The organism is Actinocatenispora rupis (assembly GCF_016861975.1).
GTDB lineage: Bacteria > Actinomycetota > Actinomycetes > Mycobacteriales > Micromonosporaceae > Actinocatenispora > Actinocatenispora rupis.
Genome location: NZ_BOMB01000008.1, coordinates 75,725 through 88,620, shown reverse-complemented (window position 1 = coordinate 88,620; position 12,896 = coordinate 75,725). Strand labels below are relative to the sequence as shown.

The window sequence follows — 12,896 nt, the reverse complement described above, 5'->3', positions numbered from 1 at the left end:
GCGGCGTTATTCGCTGCCGCGCCGTCGTACCCCGGTGCGACGATGCGCGGGCCATGACAGCTTCCGCCGCCCCGTCCGACACGGCCGCCCGACCCGGCATCCCGCCGCTGGTCCGCCGGCTGTTCCTCGGCATCGCCTTCTCCGCGCTCGGCAGCGGCATGTCCATGCCGTACCTGTTCGTCTACCTGACGCAGGTGCGCGGGCTGCCGCCGACGAACGTGGGTCTGCTGATGTCGTGGATGGGCGTGGTGATGCTCGGCGTGTCACCGCTGGTCGGCACGCTGATCGACCGGTTCGGCCCGCGCACCGTGCTGCTCGTCGGCCTGGTCGGCGAGGCGGTCGGGATGGCGCTGGTGGCGACCATCCACTCCCAGCTCTCCGCCGTACTCGTCGCGACCTGGTGCGCGGTGTTCAACTGCGCGACGTTCCCCGGCACCGCGGCGCTGATCACCCGGATGGTCCCCGCGCCGGCCCGCCAGCGGGCGTACGGGATGCAGTTCATGTTGATGAACGCCGGGTTCGGGATCGGCGGCCTCGTCGCCTCCGCCCTCGTGAACCTGTCCAACCCGGCCAGTTTCGAGTGGCTCTACCGGATCGACGCGCTGACCTACGCGGGATTCATCGTGGTGCTGCTGTTCCTGCCGCGCGGCACCGGCCGGCTCGTCGCCGACCCGGACACCCCCGCCGACGAGAAGCCGCCCGGCTGGCGGATCGTGCTGCGCGACCGCACCCTGCTGCTCGTCGTCGGCGTCGGCACCCTCCTCATGACCTGTGCGTACGCGCAGGTCGAGACCGGTTTCACGGCGTACGCGGTGAACCAGGCGGACGTGCCGGCGCGGGTCCTCGGCTGGGCGTTCGCGGCGAACACCGCCGTCATCGTGGCCGGGCAGCTCGTCACGCTGAAGCTCGTCACCGGCCGCCGGCGTACGACGGCGTTGGGCATGGCGGGGCTGATCTGGGCGGCCGGGTGGGCCGTGGTCGCGGCGTCCGGCGCGTTCACCGACCGCTGGCTCGCCGCCGGCTGCGTCGTACTCGGGCTCGCGGTGTTCGGCGCCGGCGAGACGATCTGGGCACCGGTCATGCCGGCCCTGGTCAACGGCCTCGCCGACGAACGCGTCCGCGGCCGGTACAACGCGCTCGCCGGCATGATGTGGACGATCTCGGGCATCGCCGGCCCCGCGCTGGCCGGACTGCTGGTGTCGCGCGCGCACGGCATCGGGTGGGTCGTGCTGTGCGTCGGCGGCAGCGTGCTCGGCGGCAGCGCGTTCTTCACCCTGCGCGGCCGGCTCACCCAGGCCCAGGACGGGCTGACCGACGACACGACCGACCCCGCCGTACCGGTGGGCGACGCCGTCCCGGACGGCCCGGCCGACACCACGGCACCCGCCCGTACCTGACGATCGGGCGGCGCCGGTCAGGGGGTGAGGACGACCTTGCCGAAGGCGTCGCCGGACGCCAGCCGGGCGAACGCGGCACGCGCGTCGGACAGCGCGTGGTGCGAGTCGATGACCGGGTGGATGTCCCGCCGTACCAACAGGTCCAGCAGGTCGGCGAGTTCGTCCCGGGTGCCCATCGTGGCGCCGACGAGTTCGAGCTGGAGGAAGAAGATCCGGCGCAGGTCGACGGTCGGCAGGTGGCCGCTGGTCGCGCCGGCGACGACGATCCGGCCGCCCGGCTTCGCGCACTTGAGCGAGTGGTCCAGCGTCGCCTCGCCGACGGTTTCGATGACCACGTCGACGCGTTCCGGCAGCCGGGCACCCGGCTTGTACGCCTCGGCGCCGAGCGCGGCGACCCGTTCCCGCTTGGTCGCGTCGCGGCTCGTCGCGTACACCCGGGCGCCGAGCGCGCCGGCGAGTACCACCGCCGCGGTGGCCACCCCGCCGCCGGCGCCCTGCACCAGGACGCTGCCGCCCTCGGGCAGCCGCCCGCGCGTCGTCAGCATCCGGTACGCGGTGAGCCAGGACGTCGGCAGGCACGCCGCCTCCGCCGGCGTCAACCCCGCCGGCAGCGGTACGAGATTGCGCCGCGGCACGGCGAGCCGTTCCGCGAGCGTCCCCGGGTACCGCTCGGACAGCAGGCTGCGTTTCGGGTCGAGCGTCTCGTCGCCGTCGCCCGCCGCCGGGTCGCCGACGACCGCGTGCACCACGACGGGGTTGCCGTCCGGGTCGGTACCGGCGGCGTCGCAGCCGAGGATCATCGGCAGCGCCTCGGCGGACAGCCCGACGCCGCGCAGTGACCACAGGTCGTGGTGGTTGAGGGCGGTGGCGGTCACGTCGACCGTCACCCACCCATCCGGTACGTCCGGTTCTGGGCGCTGGCCGACCGCGAGGCCCGACAGCGGATCGTCCGGATCGATACGTTCTGCGTAGGCGGCGAGCATGGCCCGCACGCTAGCAACGCCGGTGACCTCCCGCAGTGCGGATCGTCACGTGCCACGCCCGGATGTTTGAGATCTAATGGCAGTCGTGCCGTCAGACAGCGAACCGGGCGTCTCGCTCACCGCCGCCACCGGACCGGAGCCGGCGGAGTACCGGCGGGTTCTCGGGCACTTCCCGACCGGGGTGACGATCGTGACGGCGCTCGGCCCGGACGGCCCGGTCGGCCTCGCCGTCAACTCGTTCACGTCGGTGTCGCTGCGTCCGCCGCTGGTCGGGTTCTTCCCGGCGCACACGTCCGGTTCGTGGCCGGTGATCCGGCACGCCGGCGGCTTCTGCGTGAACGTGCTCGGCGCCCACCAGGAGGCGCTCGCGCGGACGTTCGCCTCGCCCGGCACCGACCGTTTCCGGGACGTACCGGTGCGGCCGGCCCCGGTCACCGGCGCCCCCGTCCTCGTCGGCGCGGTCGCCTGGCTGGACTGCTCCATCGAGTCGGTCACCCCGGCCGGCGACCACGACTTCGCCCTCGCCCGGGTACGCGCGATCGCCGCCGACTCGACCCACCCGCCGCTGCTGTTCCACCGCGGCCGCTACGGCACCTGCGACTGACCCGACTGCACGCGAGGGGTCACCGGCGGCGGAGGTGTACGCGGGCGGCGGCGCGGATCGCGTCGGCGGTGCGGTCGAGCGCGACCGTACGCAGGGACCACTGTTGCCAGTTGAGTGCGACGTCGACGTGCCGGCCGGGGTCGATGTCGACGAGGTCGCCGGCGTGTTCGGCGTCGGCGCTCTGCTCCTCGGGCAGCATCCCCCAGCCCATGCCGAGCCGGACCGCGGTACCGAAGTCTGCGGTGGACGGGATGTGGTGGCGTGGCGGGTCGAGGCGCCGGCGGGTGCGGCGCCGCAGGTACGTGTCCTGCAACTCGTCGCGGCGGTCGAACACCAGCAGGGGCGCGGCGGCGAGCGCGTCGAGGGTGGGCCCGTCGGGCAGCCAGCGCGCCACGTACGCGGGGCTGGCCATGGGCCTGTAGCGCATCACGCCGAGGCGGCTGACCCGGCAGCCCTGTACCGGTCGGGCGGCGGTGGTGATCGCGGCCATCACGACGCCCTGGCGGAGCAGTGCGGCGGAGTGGTCCTGGTCCTCGCGCCGGATGTCGAAGCACGTCTCGCCGGCGAGCGGTGCGAGTGCCGGGAGTACCCAGGTGCCGAGGGAGTCGCCGTTGACGGCTAGGGCGACGACGGGCCGGGCGTCGGGGCGTCCGGTGGTGGCGCCGAGCTCGCTGGTGAGCGCGGTGATCTGGCGGGCGAGCCGCAGGTACGCCTGGCCGACCTCGGTGATCTGCACCGGTTTGCCGCGCAGCAGCAGCACCTGTCCGGCGGTGGCCTCCAGTGCCTTGATGCGCTGGCTGACCGCGGACGGCGTCACGGACAGCACCCGGGCGGCGGCGTCGAACGATCCCTCGTCGACGGCCGCGGCGAGCGCGTGGAGCTGCGGCAGGTCCAGGTCCATCGTTAGCAACTCTAACGCGGGTGCAGAAACATTAGCTGGACGATCGGCCGTACCGGACCCAGGCTGGTACGCGTGACCACGCTGCTCGCCGCCCTGTCCGGCCTCGGCTTCGGCCTGTCCCTGATCGTCGCGATCGGCGCGCAGAACGCTTTCGTACTGCGCCAGGGCCTGCGCCGGGAGTACGTGGCGGTGGTGGTCGTGGTGTGCACGGCGTCCGACGTGGTACTCATCGCGGCGGGGGTCGGCGGGCTCGGCGCCGTCGTCCGCGCCCTGCCGCAGGTCCTCGTCGCCGCCCGGATCGCCGGCGCCGCCTTCCTCCTCGGGTACGCGGTGCTCGCGGCGCGGCGCGCGCTGCGTCCCGGCGTGCTCGCCGCCGAGACCACGGGCCGGCGAGTCGCGCTGCCCGCCGTCCTCGCCACCAGCCTCGCGCTGACCTGGCTCAACCCGCACGTCTACCTGGACACCGTGGTACTGCTGGGATCGGTGGCCGCGACGCACGGCGCGTACCGGTGGTGGTTCGGGGCGGGGGCGGTCGTGGCGAGCACGATCTGGTTCGTCGCCCTCGGGTACGGCGCGGGTCTGCTCCGCCCGCTGTTCTCCCGCCCGGCCACCTGGCGCGTCCTCGACGGCGCCATCGCGCTGATCATGCTCGCGGTCGCCGCGCTGCTCGTCGCCCCGCTCGTCGCCTGACGCCGGGGAATCGGGTGGTGGCCGGCACGACGTGCGGCGAGGATGCCCGGGTGACCGCACCCGCCGCACTCGCCTGGGCCGCCGCTGCCTGCGGTACCGACCTGCACCCCGTACGGCCACTGCCCGGCGGTACGCACGCCGCCACCACCCTGGTACGAACCGGCGACGGGCGGCAGCTCGTACTGCGGACGTTCCCGCCCGGTGACCCCGCCGTACACCGGGAGGCGGACGTGCTGGCGCGACTGGCCGGACTCGACGGGCTGGCCCCCGCGCTGGTCGCCGCCGACCCGGACGGTACGCACGCCGGCCGGCCCGCGATCCTCGTCACCCGGGTGCCGGGGCGGCCGGACATCACGCCCGCCGACCCGTACCGGTGGGCGGAACGGCTCGGTCGCGTCCTGGCCCGGATCCACGCCGGCGACCCCACCGGACGGCGCCGCGTCATCCCGGCGGAGCCGGCCGCGTACCTGCCGGCCGCGGTACGCGACGGGTGGGCGACGCTCGCCGGCGCGCCGGAAGTCCTGACGCACCACGACTTCTGGTCCGGCAACACGCTGTGGACCGGCGCCGAACTCACCGGGGTCGTCGACTGGTCCGGCGCGGCACGCGCACCCCGCGGGTTCGACGTGTCGTGGTGCCGCCTCGACCTCGTCCTCCTGTACGACCCTGCCGTCGCCGACGCCTTCACCACCGCGTACGGCCCGGTCGACGACCTGGCGCTGTGGGACACGTACGCGGCGGGCAGGGCCGCGCGGGACGTCGAGGACTGGTCGCCGAACTACGTCGAGCTGGGGCGTACCGACCTGACACCGACGACGTTGCGCCGGCGCCTCACCGACTGGACCCGCCGGCTCGTCCCCTGACGGCGCCGCCGACGGCACCGTTGCACCGACACGGCGCCGCCGCGTACCGCCGGGATCGGCGACGGTACGCGGCGGTCGGCGGTGCGGTCAGTCGGACGCGGCGGCGACCGCGGAGGCGACCGCCGGGGCGACGCGCGGGTCGAGCGCGCTCGGCACGATCCGGTCCGGGCGCAGGTCGTCCGCGGCGACCGCGGCGATCGCGTCGGCCGCGGCCAGCTTCATCGCCGCGGTGATCGTGCGGGCGTTCGCGTCCAGCGCGCCACGGAAGATCCCCGGGAACGCCAGCACGTTGTTGATCTGGTTCGGGAAGTCGCTGCGACCGGTGGCGACGACCGCCGCGTACCGGTGGGCGACGTCGGGGTGGACCTCGGGCGTCGGGTTGGCCAGCGCGAACACGATCGGGTCCGGTGCCATGCCGGCCACCGCGGCCTCGTCGATCCGCCCGCCCGACACCCCGATCAGTACGTCCGCGCCGCGCAGCGCGTCGGCCATCGACCCGGTGACGCCGCGCGGGTTGGTCTCCGCCGCGAGGGTCGCCTTGACCGGGGACAGGCCGGACCGGTCGCCGGACAGTACGCCGCGGGAGTCGCAGACGACGAGGTCGGCGACGCCGGCCGCCGCGAGCATCCGGGTCACCGCGACGCCGGCCGCACCGGCACCGGACACCACCACGCGCAGCCCGGCGAGGTCGCGGTCGAGCAGCCGGACCGCGTTGCGCAGCGCGGCCAGTACGACGACGGCGGTGCCGTGCTGGTCGTCGTGGAACACCGGGATGTCGAGCCGGGCGTCGAGCCGGCGTTCGATGTCGAAGCAGCGCGGCGCGCTGATGTCCTCCAGGTTGATCCCGCCGAACGACGGCGCCAGCCGCGCCACCGTCTCGACGATCTCGTCCGGATCGGTGGTGTCCAGGCAGATCGGCACCGCGTCGACCCCGGCGAACTGCTTGAACAGCACGGCCTTGCCCTCCATCACGGGCATCGCGCCGCGCGGCCCGATGTCGCCGAGCCCCAGCACGGCCGTGCCGTCGGTGACCACGGCGACCGTGTTGGCCACCCAGGTGTACCGCCGGGCGAGGGACGGGTCGTCGGCGATGGCGCGGGACACCTCGGCCACCCCCGGCGTGTACGCGCGGGACAGGTCCTCGGGCGAGGTGAGCGGGATCGTCGCGGCGACGGCGAGCTTTCCGCCCTCGTGCAACGTGAAAACCGGATCATCAGTACGAATCGACAGTGCGGTCACGGGCGTCTCCTTGCCGTGCAGCGGTGAACGGGCAGGCCGTCTCTCGACGGAAGAACGCTCGGCGATCGGCCGGACGTGGCGGACGGGCGGCGGGTGGGCCCGAGGCGGTCGAGTGTACCCAGGTTCCGCGCAGCAGTCATGCGCGATTCCCCCGCGCGGCTGGCCCGCGGGACCACACCGGGACGCCGTTCCGCGTGGTGGAACCGTGGCGGCGCAGCGATCACCACCGTGCGCGGTAGGCCGGGTCAGGCGTCGGCGCGCCAGTACCGGACGATCACGCGCGCCAGCACCGCGGCCTCGCCGTACGTCCGGGAGTCGTCGCTGACGAACGGGTTGTCGCCCTCCACCCACCAGCCCCCGCCGTACGGCCGGACCGCGCGCTTGACCACCAGCAGGTCCGGCCGGGCGGTGAACCGCGCGATCACCACGTCACCCGGCCGCACCCGCCCCACCGGGTACGCCAGCAGCGCGTCACCGTCGCGCAGCGTCGGCACCATCGACGGGCCGGACACGGCGACCGCGCGCGTCCGCGCCACCAGCCGGCCGACCACGGCGCCGGCCGCGGCGGCAGCCACCGCGAGCCCGACCCGCCCCAGCACCGTCACACCCGGACCCTATCGTCGCGGCATGACCGACGATCCGGCGTCCGCCTGGGACGCGGAGTACGCACGGGGCCGCTACCTCGACGAGCCGCCCGTACCGTTCGTCCGGGACGTGCTGGCCACGGCACACCGGTACGGCCACACCACCGGGCTGTACGTGGGGTGCGGCAACGGCCGCAACTTCCTGCCGCTGCTCGCCGGCGGACTCGACCTCACCGGCCTGGACGTGTCGCGTACCGCGCTGGACCAGCTCGCGGCGCGGGCACCCGGCGCCCGGCTCCACCACGGCGACCTGGCGTCCCTGCCGCCCGGCGGATACCCGTTGGTCGTCGGCATCCAGGTCTTCCAGCACGGCGACGCCGCGACCACCCGGGCCCACGTGCGCGCCGCCGCCGACCGGGTCGTACCAGGTGGGCTGTTGTGCGTGCGGGTCAACGCGGTCGGCACCGACGTGTGGCCGGCGCACGAGGTGCTGGAGCGCGGCGACGGCCTGACCGTGCGGTACACGGCGGGGCCGAAGCGCGGGCTGGCGGTGCACTTCTTCGCGGCGGACGAGCTGCGCGCGGCGGTCGGCGACGGCTTCCGGGAAGTACTGGCGATGCGGCGGGACGACACGACGCGTGCCGTGGCGGAGCACGGTCGGTGGTGCCAGTGGGAGGCGATCTGGCAACGCAAAGCCCTGACGTGCAGAAACACTCCCTGATCAAGATCAAAGCGCACACCTGTCGCACTTGCCACTGGGCAAGTGCGACGCGTCGCCCGTGACTGTTGTTGAACTGAGTACTCCTTTGGACATGACGAAGTGACCCCCGAGGCCAACGGCCCCGGGGGTCACGGTTGATGGACAGTACCGGCTACACCTTCTTCCAGCCGCCGGTCCAGCCCTGGACGATCTGCGCCTGGCAGATGTTGTAGCCGCCGGAGGCGTGCCCGGTGGCGATCGCCTTGCCGTCCACCAAGATCTTGCAAGTGATGTCCCCGCCGCCCTGAAGCTGGGCGGTGAGGAAGTAGTACGACACGTTCCCGGAGTCGTCGCGGGTCATGGTCGTCGACCACGGCGAGCTGTCGCCGCCCTGCCGGTTGTCGGAGTCGGTGCCGTACATGGTGTCGACCCCGGACGGCGCCGATCCGGAGACCTCGAAGGTCACCTTCGGCTTCGCCTTCGGCTTGGTCGGAATCGGCGACGCCGCCTTGGACTTCTTCTTCGCTGGCGCGGCGGCCGTGGTGCCGGCTGGCTGCGCCTTGTCAGTGGCGGTCGCCGCGGCGGCCTTCTCCTCCGGCGTCGGGTCGCTGCCGCCGGCGATGGCGGCGACCATGCTGCCGCCGATGCAGACCGCCAGGACGCCACCGACAACCGACAGCACGATCGCCGTGGTGTGCTTCTTCTTCGGAGGCTTCGGCGGAACGGGCGGGAATGGCGAGGGCATCGGCACGCCACCGTACGGCGGGCGGGGCGGATAGGGCGGCTGCTGACCGTAGGGCGAGCCGGTCGGCGGGGTGGGTGGGATCTCGGGCATCGAGTGCATGTTCCTTCATCCAGGGCTGCCGCTGCGCGCGGACCGCGGGCAGCGAAGACCAGAGTGAGGTAAGCGCCGAGTGTCCGGTATCGGAGCAACGGGCTGGTCTGCCCAGCTTTCTGGTCGGCGGTGAATACCCGAATGGACACCACTGCGCTAGCCGTTCCGGCGTTCAGCCGATATCGCGGTAACGGTGGTGTCGCTACGGTCAGCGCGTATGTGGACCCCGACACCCATTGTGACCGGTCTCGTGTCGCTCGGGTTGATCATCCTGTTCGTAGCGACCTGCGTCTCGCTTATGCGGATGTCGGTGTACGTGCGTACCGGTGGCCGCCGGTATGCGATCGAGACACCCGACGATGACGATGCACTTGACGATGACGACGACGAGCCGGTGCGGTACCGGCCGCGCCGCCGGCCCCGGCTGTAGACGACACCACGGCCCGCCGCGCTGCGGCCATCCCACCCTTCCCAGATCACCCAGGCGTGCGGATCTAGCCGCCCTCGACATCGTCTGACGGAGTCGAGGGCGGCTAGGTGTCCGCAGTGGTGGCGCGGTGTCGGCCCTCGGCGTACCGGGGGGTGCGGGCGGTGCCGAGCAACAGCCCGGCCGACGGCCAGCGCCGTTCAGCGGCGCGGACCACCGCGTAGTCCACGAGGATCAGCACGCCGGTGGTGGCGGCGGCGACGGTCTCCCGATCGCCCGCCGGGACGTTCACGCCGTGCAGGGCGGCCCAGGAGATGAGCGCGCCGACCGCGACCGGCATCGCCGTGCGGATGATCGAGGTCAGGTAGTCGCTCATGCTGTGCCGCTCCCTTCGTCCCGGCGGGGCGGCCGGCGTCGGGCCCGGTGCGCGGCGAGTTCGTCGCGGAGTCGGGCGGATTCCGCCTCGGCGATCCGGGCGCGCATGTTTGCCTCGTCCAGTTGCTTGATCAGTTCCCGGGTGCGGGTCTCGGCGTCGGTGAGTTGGGTGCGCATGTTGGTGAGCTGGACCTGCATCGCCTCGACCTTGTCGATCTGGCGGAGCAGGACCTCGACGGTGTTGGCGGCGGAGGCGGCCTGGAGTTGGTGTGCCTCGGCGGTGTTGCGTTGGGCCTGCGAGGTGAGGTTGCGGCGGGTGTACGGCACGACCAGCAGCCCGGCGACGCCGCCGAGCCCACCGACGGCGCCGAGTAGCCCGGTGAGGAGGGCGACGGTGTCGGCGCTCATCGGTGGTCCCGGCGTAGGGCCCGGCCGATCTGTCGGGCGCGGAACGCGGCGGCGACGCCGAGGCCGAGCACGATGCCGGCAGTCCGGCGCGACGGCCATGCGGCGGGGACCGGACCTGCTGTTGTACATGCTCGGGTGAGTGACGACCTCGCGGAGATTGACCACGAGTACCCCCGACGGAGAGCGCCGCTACCGCTGCCAGCCGGCGCGGAGGTCGGCCGTATTCGAGACGTCGGCAGCCGGCCTGCGACCCTCGGTCAAGATCACCCGTTTCAAGATCATCCGTCGCACATCCGTCGCACATCACATCGCGAAACACTGATGATCTCCAAGCCGTGCAGAGAAGTGTTTCCGCACGTCAGAGTGCATGCGCGCATGATCGTCGCAGGTCAGAGCCATGCGGGTGCCAGTGGGAGGCGATCTGGCGCCGGGACGGGGGGTGACGAACGTCGCTCGGGGACTTCGGCGGTTTGGCCGCTGTGCCCGGGGGTAGGGTCGCCAGGAGGGAGATCGAAAACGAACACCACGTGTCTCCCCGCGTGCGCGGAATGACCACCCGCGCCGCTCTCACCCGATGTTTGCGTTGACGGAGGATCGAATGCGACTGCCGCGTTTCCTCGCTCCTCGCCTTGTCGCCCGTGCGCACTGCGATCTGCCCTGCGGTGTGTACGACCCGGCTCAGGCGCGGATCGAGGCCGAGTCGATCAAGGCCATTGCGGAGAAGTACCAGGCGAACGAGGACCCCGAGTTCCGGACCCGCGCGCTGATCATCAAGGAGCAGCGCTCCGAGCTGGTCAAGCACCACCTGTGGGTGCTGTGGACCGACTACTTCAAGCCGCCGCACTTCGAGAAGTACCCGCAGCTCCACCAGCTCGTGAACGAGGCGACCAAGCTCGCCGGCGCCACCGGTACCAAGGGCTCGGTCGACCCGGAGGTCGCGCAGAAGCTCCTCGACAAGATCGACGAGATCGCGACCATCTTCGCCGAGACGAAGAAGGGCTGAGCGACCCGCGCCGATGCCCCGGTGGTCACCGACCGCCGGGGCATCGCCGTGTCCGTACCCGGGGCGGCCGGGGCGCGCCGACGCGCGGGCGGCATGCTGGGGGCATGTCCGATGTGGTGATCCGGCCGGTGACGCCGGACGATCTGCCCGCCGTGGTCGAGATGGTGCACGAGCTCGCCGCGTACGAGAAGGCGCCCGAGTCGTGCACGCTCACCGTCGAACGGCTGCACGAGTGCCTGTTCGCCCCGGACCCCGCGGTGTTCGCGCACGTCGCGACGGTCGACGGCGTACCGGCCGGGTGCATGGTGTGGTTCCTGAACTTCAGCACCTGGGAAGGCAGCCACGGCATCTACCTGGAGGACCTGTACGTCCGCGCCGCCGCGCGCGGCACCGGCCTCGGCCGGGCGCTGCTCGCCACGCTCGCCCGGATCTGCGTCGAGCGCGGCTACCCGCGACTCGACTGGTCCGTCCTCGACTGGAACCCGGCGCGCGACTTCTACCACGCGATCGGCGCCGAACACCAGGCCGAGTGGCTGCCGTACCGGGTGACCGGGCCGGCCCTCGCCGCGCTCGCGGGTCACGAAGGGATCACCGCGCGGTAGCGATCCCCGCCCGGCCACGCCGCAAGCCATGGGCAGGAGGGCATCCCAACGCTTACAGTGCAAGCGTGGCGGAGCTTGCGACGGACGAGGACCTGGTCGTCCTCACGGTGCCCGCCGACGGGGCGTACCTGTCGGTGCTGCGTACCGCGACCGCCGGGCTGGCCGCCCGCCTGCACTTCACCCTCGACGAGATCGAGGACCTGCGCATCGCGGTCGACGAGGCGTGCGCCATGCTGCTCGCCGGCGCGCCCGCAGGCACCGAGCTGACCTGCCGGTTCGAGGTCACCCAGGGCACCCTCACGATCGCCGTCAGCGTGCCGAACACGGGGCAGCGGCTGCCCGGCACCGAGACGTTCGCCTGGATGGTACTGACGGCGCTGGCCGGCACCGTCTCGTCCTCCGTCTCCGACGGGTACGCGACGATCTGGCTCACCAAGCAACGGGACGGGGCGTGACCCGCCCCACGGCCGCGGCCCGACGGCCGCGGCCGACCCTGGCCACCATCCCGCGCCCCGCCCCGGCGTACGCGGAACAGGCGCCCACCGCGGAACTCCTCCACCGGCTCGGCCGGCTGCCGCACGGCGACGGGCACTGGTCCGCGCTGCGCGCCGAGATCGTCCGCCGGCACCTGTCGCTCGTCCGCGCACTCGCCTGGCGGTTCCGCGACCGCGGCGAGGACCTCGACGACCTCGTACAGGTCGGCACGCTCGGCCTGCTGCACGCCATCGACCGGTTCGACCCCGGCCGCGGCGCCGAGTTCACCACGTACGCGACACCCACCATCGTCGGCGAACTCAAACGCCACCTCCGCGACCGGGCCGGCACCGTCCGCGTACCCCGGCGGTTGCAGGAACGCCACGCCGCCGTCTCCCGCGCCTCCGTCCACCTGTACCAGCGGCTCGGCCGCTCCCCCACCGTGCACGAGCTCGCCGTCGAAACCGGCACCACCGACGAGCAGGTGCTCGAAGCGCTGGAAAGCGCGCAGGCGCACACCACCGTCCCCCTCGACACCACCGACCCCGGCGAGTCCCACGACACCGCCGACGCGCTCGACGGCGTCGAGTACCGGGCGGCGCTCCGGCCCCTGCTCGACCGCCTTCCCCCACGCGACAAGCGCATCCTGGTACTCCGGTTCTTCGCGCACCGCACCCAGTCCGAGATCGCCGCCGAACTCGGCATCTCCCAGGTACAGGTGTCCCGCCTGCTCACCCGTACCCTCACCACGCTCCGCGCCGCCCTCGCCGAGTAGCGGGCCCAACATCGGACCCGAGCCCGAACGGCCTGT

At 72.8% G+C, this 12,896-nt stretch carries 17 protein-coding genes; 10 read left to right on the top strand and 7 right to left on the bottom strand.

Annotation, left to right across the window (positions count from 1 at the left end; genetic code table 11):
- Positions 1–53 precede the first annotated feature (53 nt).
- Positions 54–1,397, top strand: coding sequence for an MFS transporter (locus Aru02nite_RS07075; RefSeq protein ID WP_203655859.1), 1,344 nt, complete (start codon positions 54–56; stop codon positions 1,395–1,397).
- A gap of 17 nt (positions 1,398–1,414) precedes the next feature.
- On the opposite strand, the gene Aru02nite_RS07070 is transcribed toward Aru02nite_RS07075, so the two are convergent.
- Entirely contained in the window at positions 1,415–2,380 is a 966-nt protein-coding gene (locus tag Aru02nite_RS07070) for a zinc-binding dehydrogenase (protein WP_203655857.1), read from the bottom strand.
- A gap of 85 nt (positions 2,381–2,465) precedes the next feature.
- Here Aru02nite_RS07070 and Aru02nite_RS07065 point away from each other — a divergent pair, with 85 nt between their 5' ends.
- Positions 2,466–2,984: a flavin reductase family protein gene (locus Aru02nite_RS07065; protein WP_239076471.1), complete on the top strand. Its 519-nt coding sequence runs from the start codon at positions 2,466–2,468 to the stop codon at positions 2,982–2,984.
- A gap of 19 nt (positions 2,985–3,003) precedes the next feature.
- Here the strand turns inward: Aru02nite_RS07065 and Aru02nite_RS07060 are convergent, their stop codons facing one another.
- The gene (locus Aru02nite_RS07060) at positions 3,004–3,885 is read right to left on the bottom strand and encodes a LysR family transcriptional regulator ArgP (RefSeq protein ID WP_203655853.1); all 882 of its coding nucleotides are present in this window, start codon (positions 3,883–3,885) and stop codon (positions 3,004–3,006) included.
- Positions 3,886–3,957: 72 nt separating this feature from the next.
- Here Aru02nite_RS07060 and Aru02nite_RS07055 point away from each other — a divergent pair, with 72 nt between their 5' ends.
- Together Aru02nite_RS07055 and Aru02nite_RS07050 are read left to right on the top strand one after the other, a co-directional pair.
- Positions 3,958–4,575, top strand: coding sequence for a LysE/ArgO family amino acid transporter (locus Aru02nite_RS07055; protein ID WP_239076470.1), 618 nt, complete (start codon positions 3,958–3,960; stop codon positions 4,573–4,575).
- A gap of 50 nt (positions 4,576–4,625) precedes the next feature.
- Positions 4,626–5,438 carry a phosphotransferase family protein gene (locus Aru02nite_RS07050; protein WP_203655852.1) on the top strand — a complete coding sequence of 271 codons (813 nt, stop codon included), beginning with the start codon at positions 4,626–4,628 and terminating at the stop codon, positions 5,436–5,438.
- Positions 5,439–5,525: 87 nt separating this feature from the next.
- Here the strand turns inward: Aru02nite_RS07050 and Aru02nite_RS07045 are convergent, their stop codons facing one another.
- Both Aru02nite_RS07045 and Aru02nite_RS07040 read right to left on the bottom strand, forming a co-directional pair.
- Positions 5,526–6,662, bottom strand: coding sequence for an NAD(P)-dependent malic enzyme (locus tag Aru02nite_RS07045; RefSeq protein WP_203656064.1), 1,137 nt, complete (start codon positions 6,660–6,662; stop codon positions 5,526–5,528).
- A gap of 260 nt (positions 6,663–6,922) precedes the next feature.
- Positions 6,923–7,252: a S26 family signal peptidase gene (locus tag Aru02nite_RS07040; RefSeq protein ID WP_275408602.1), complete on the bottom strand. Its 330-nt coding sequence runs from the start codon at positions 7,250–7,252 to the stop codon at positions 6,923–6,925.
- A 52-nt stretch (positions 7,253–7,304) separates the two neighbouring features.
- Between Aru02nite_RS07040 and Aru02nite_RS07035 the strand changes: the two genes are divergently transcribed.
- Positions 7,305–7,982 carry a methyltransferase domain-containing protein gene (locus tag Aru02nite_RS07035; protein WP_203655851.1) on the top strand — a complete coding sequence of 226 codons (678 nt, stop codon included), beginning with the start codon at positions 7,305–7,307 and terminating at the stop codon, positions 7,980–7,982.
- 151 nt (positions 7,983–8,133) lie between these two features.
- On the opposite strand, the gene Aru02nite_RS07030 is transcribed toward Aru02nite_RS07035, so the two are convergent.
- A complete protein-coding gene (locus Aru02nite_RS07030; protein ID WP_203655850.1) occupies positions 8,134–8,796 on the bottom strand; it encodes an MmpS family transport accessory protein in 663 nt (220 codons plus the stop codon).
- A gap of 217 nt (positions 8,797–9,013) precedes the next feature.
- On the opposite strand from Aru02nite_RS07030, the gene Aru02nite_RS07025 reads away from it, so the two are divergent.
- On the top strand, positions 9,014–9,226 hold the full coding sequence (locus Aru02nite_RS07025) for a hypothetical protein (RefSeq protein ID WP_203655849.1): 213 nt from the start codon (positions 9,014–9,016) through the stop codon (positions 9,224–9,226).
- A 103-nt stretch (positions 9,227–9,329) separates the two neighbouring features.
- On the opposite strand, the gene Aru02nite_RS07020 is transcribed toward Aru02nite_RS07025, so the two are convergent.
- Together Aru02nite_RS07020 and Aru02nite_RS07015 are read right to left on the bottom strand one after the other, a co-directional pair.
- Complete coding sequence (locus Aru02nite_RS07020; RefSeq protein WP_203655848.1) at positions 9,330–9,599, bottom strand: hypothetical protein; 270 nt, start codon at positions 9,597–9,599, stop codon at positions 9,330–9,332.
- A complete protein-coding gene (locus Aru02nite_RS07015) occupies positions 9,596–10,006 on the bottom strand; it encodes a hypothetical protein (protein ID WP_203655847.1) in 411 nt (136 codons plus the stop codon). The genes Aru02nite_RS07020 and Aru02nite_RS07015 overlap by 4 nt, the downstream gene beginning before the upstream one ends.
- A gap of 598 nt (positions 10,007–10,604) precedes the next feature.
- Between Aru02nite_RS07015 and sodN the strand changes: the two genes are divergently transcribed.
- From sodN to Aru02nite_RS06995, 4 genes are all read left to right on the top strand, one after another.
- Complete coding sequence (sodN, locus tag Aru02nite_RS07010) at positions 10,605–11,009, top strand: superoxide dismutase, Ni (RefSeq protein ID WP_203655846.1); 405 nt, start codon at positions 10,605–10,607, stop codon at positions 11,007–11,009.
- Between the two features lie 104 nt (positions 11,010–11,113).
- Positions 11,114–11,611: a GNAT family N-acetyltransferase gene (locus Aru02nite_RS07005; protein ID WP_203655844.1), complete on the top strand. Its 498-nt coding sequence runs from the start codon at positions 11,114–11,116 to the stop codon at positions 11,609–11,611.
- Positions 11,612–11,676: 65 nt separating this feature from the next.
- The gene (locus Aru02nite_RS07000) at positions 11,677–12,066 is read left to right on the top strand and encodes an ATP-binding protein (protein ID WP_203655842.1); all 390 of its coding nucleotides are present in this window, start codon (positions 11,677–11,679) and stop codon (positions 12,064–12,066) included.
- A complete protein-coding gene (locus Aru02nite_RS06995; protein ID WP_239076469.1) occupies positions 12,063–12,860 on the top strand; it encodes a SigB/SigF/SigG family RNA polymerase sigma factor in 798 nt (265 codons plus the stop codon). Before Aru02nite_RS07000 ends, Aru02nite_RS06995 begins: the two co-directional genes overlap by 4 nt.
- Positions 12,861–12,896: the final 36 nt, after the last annotated feature.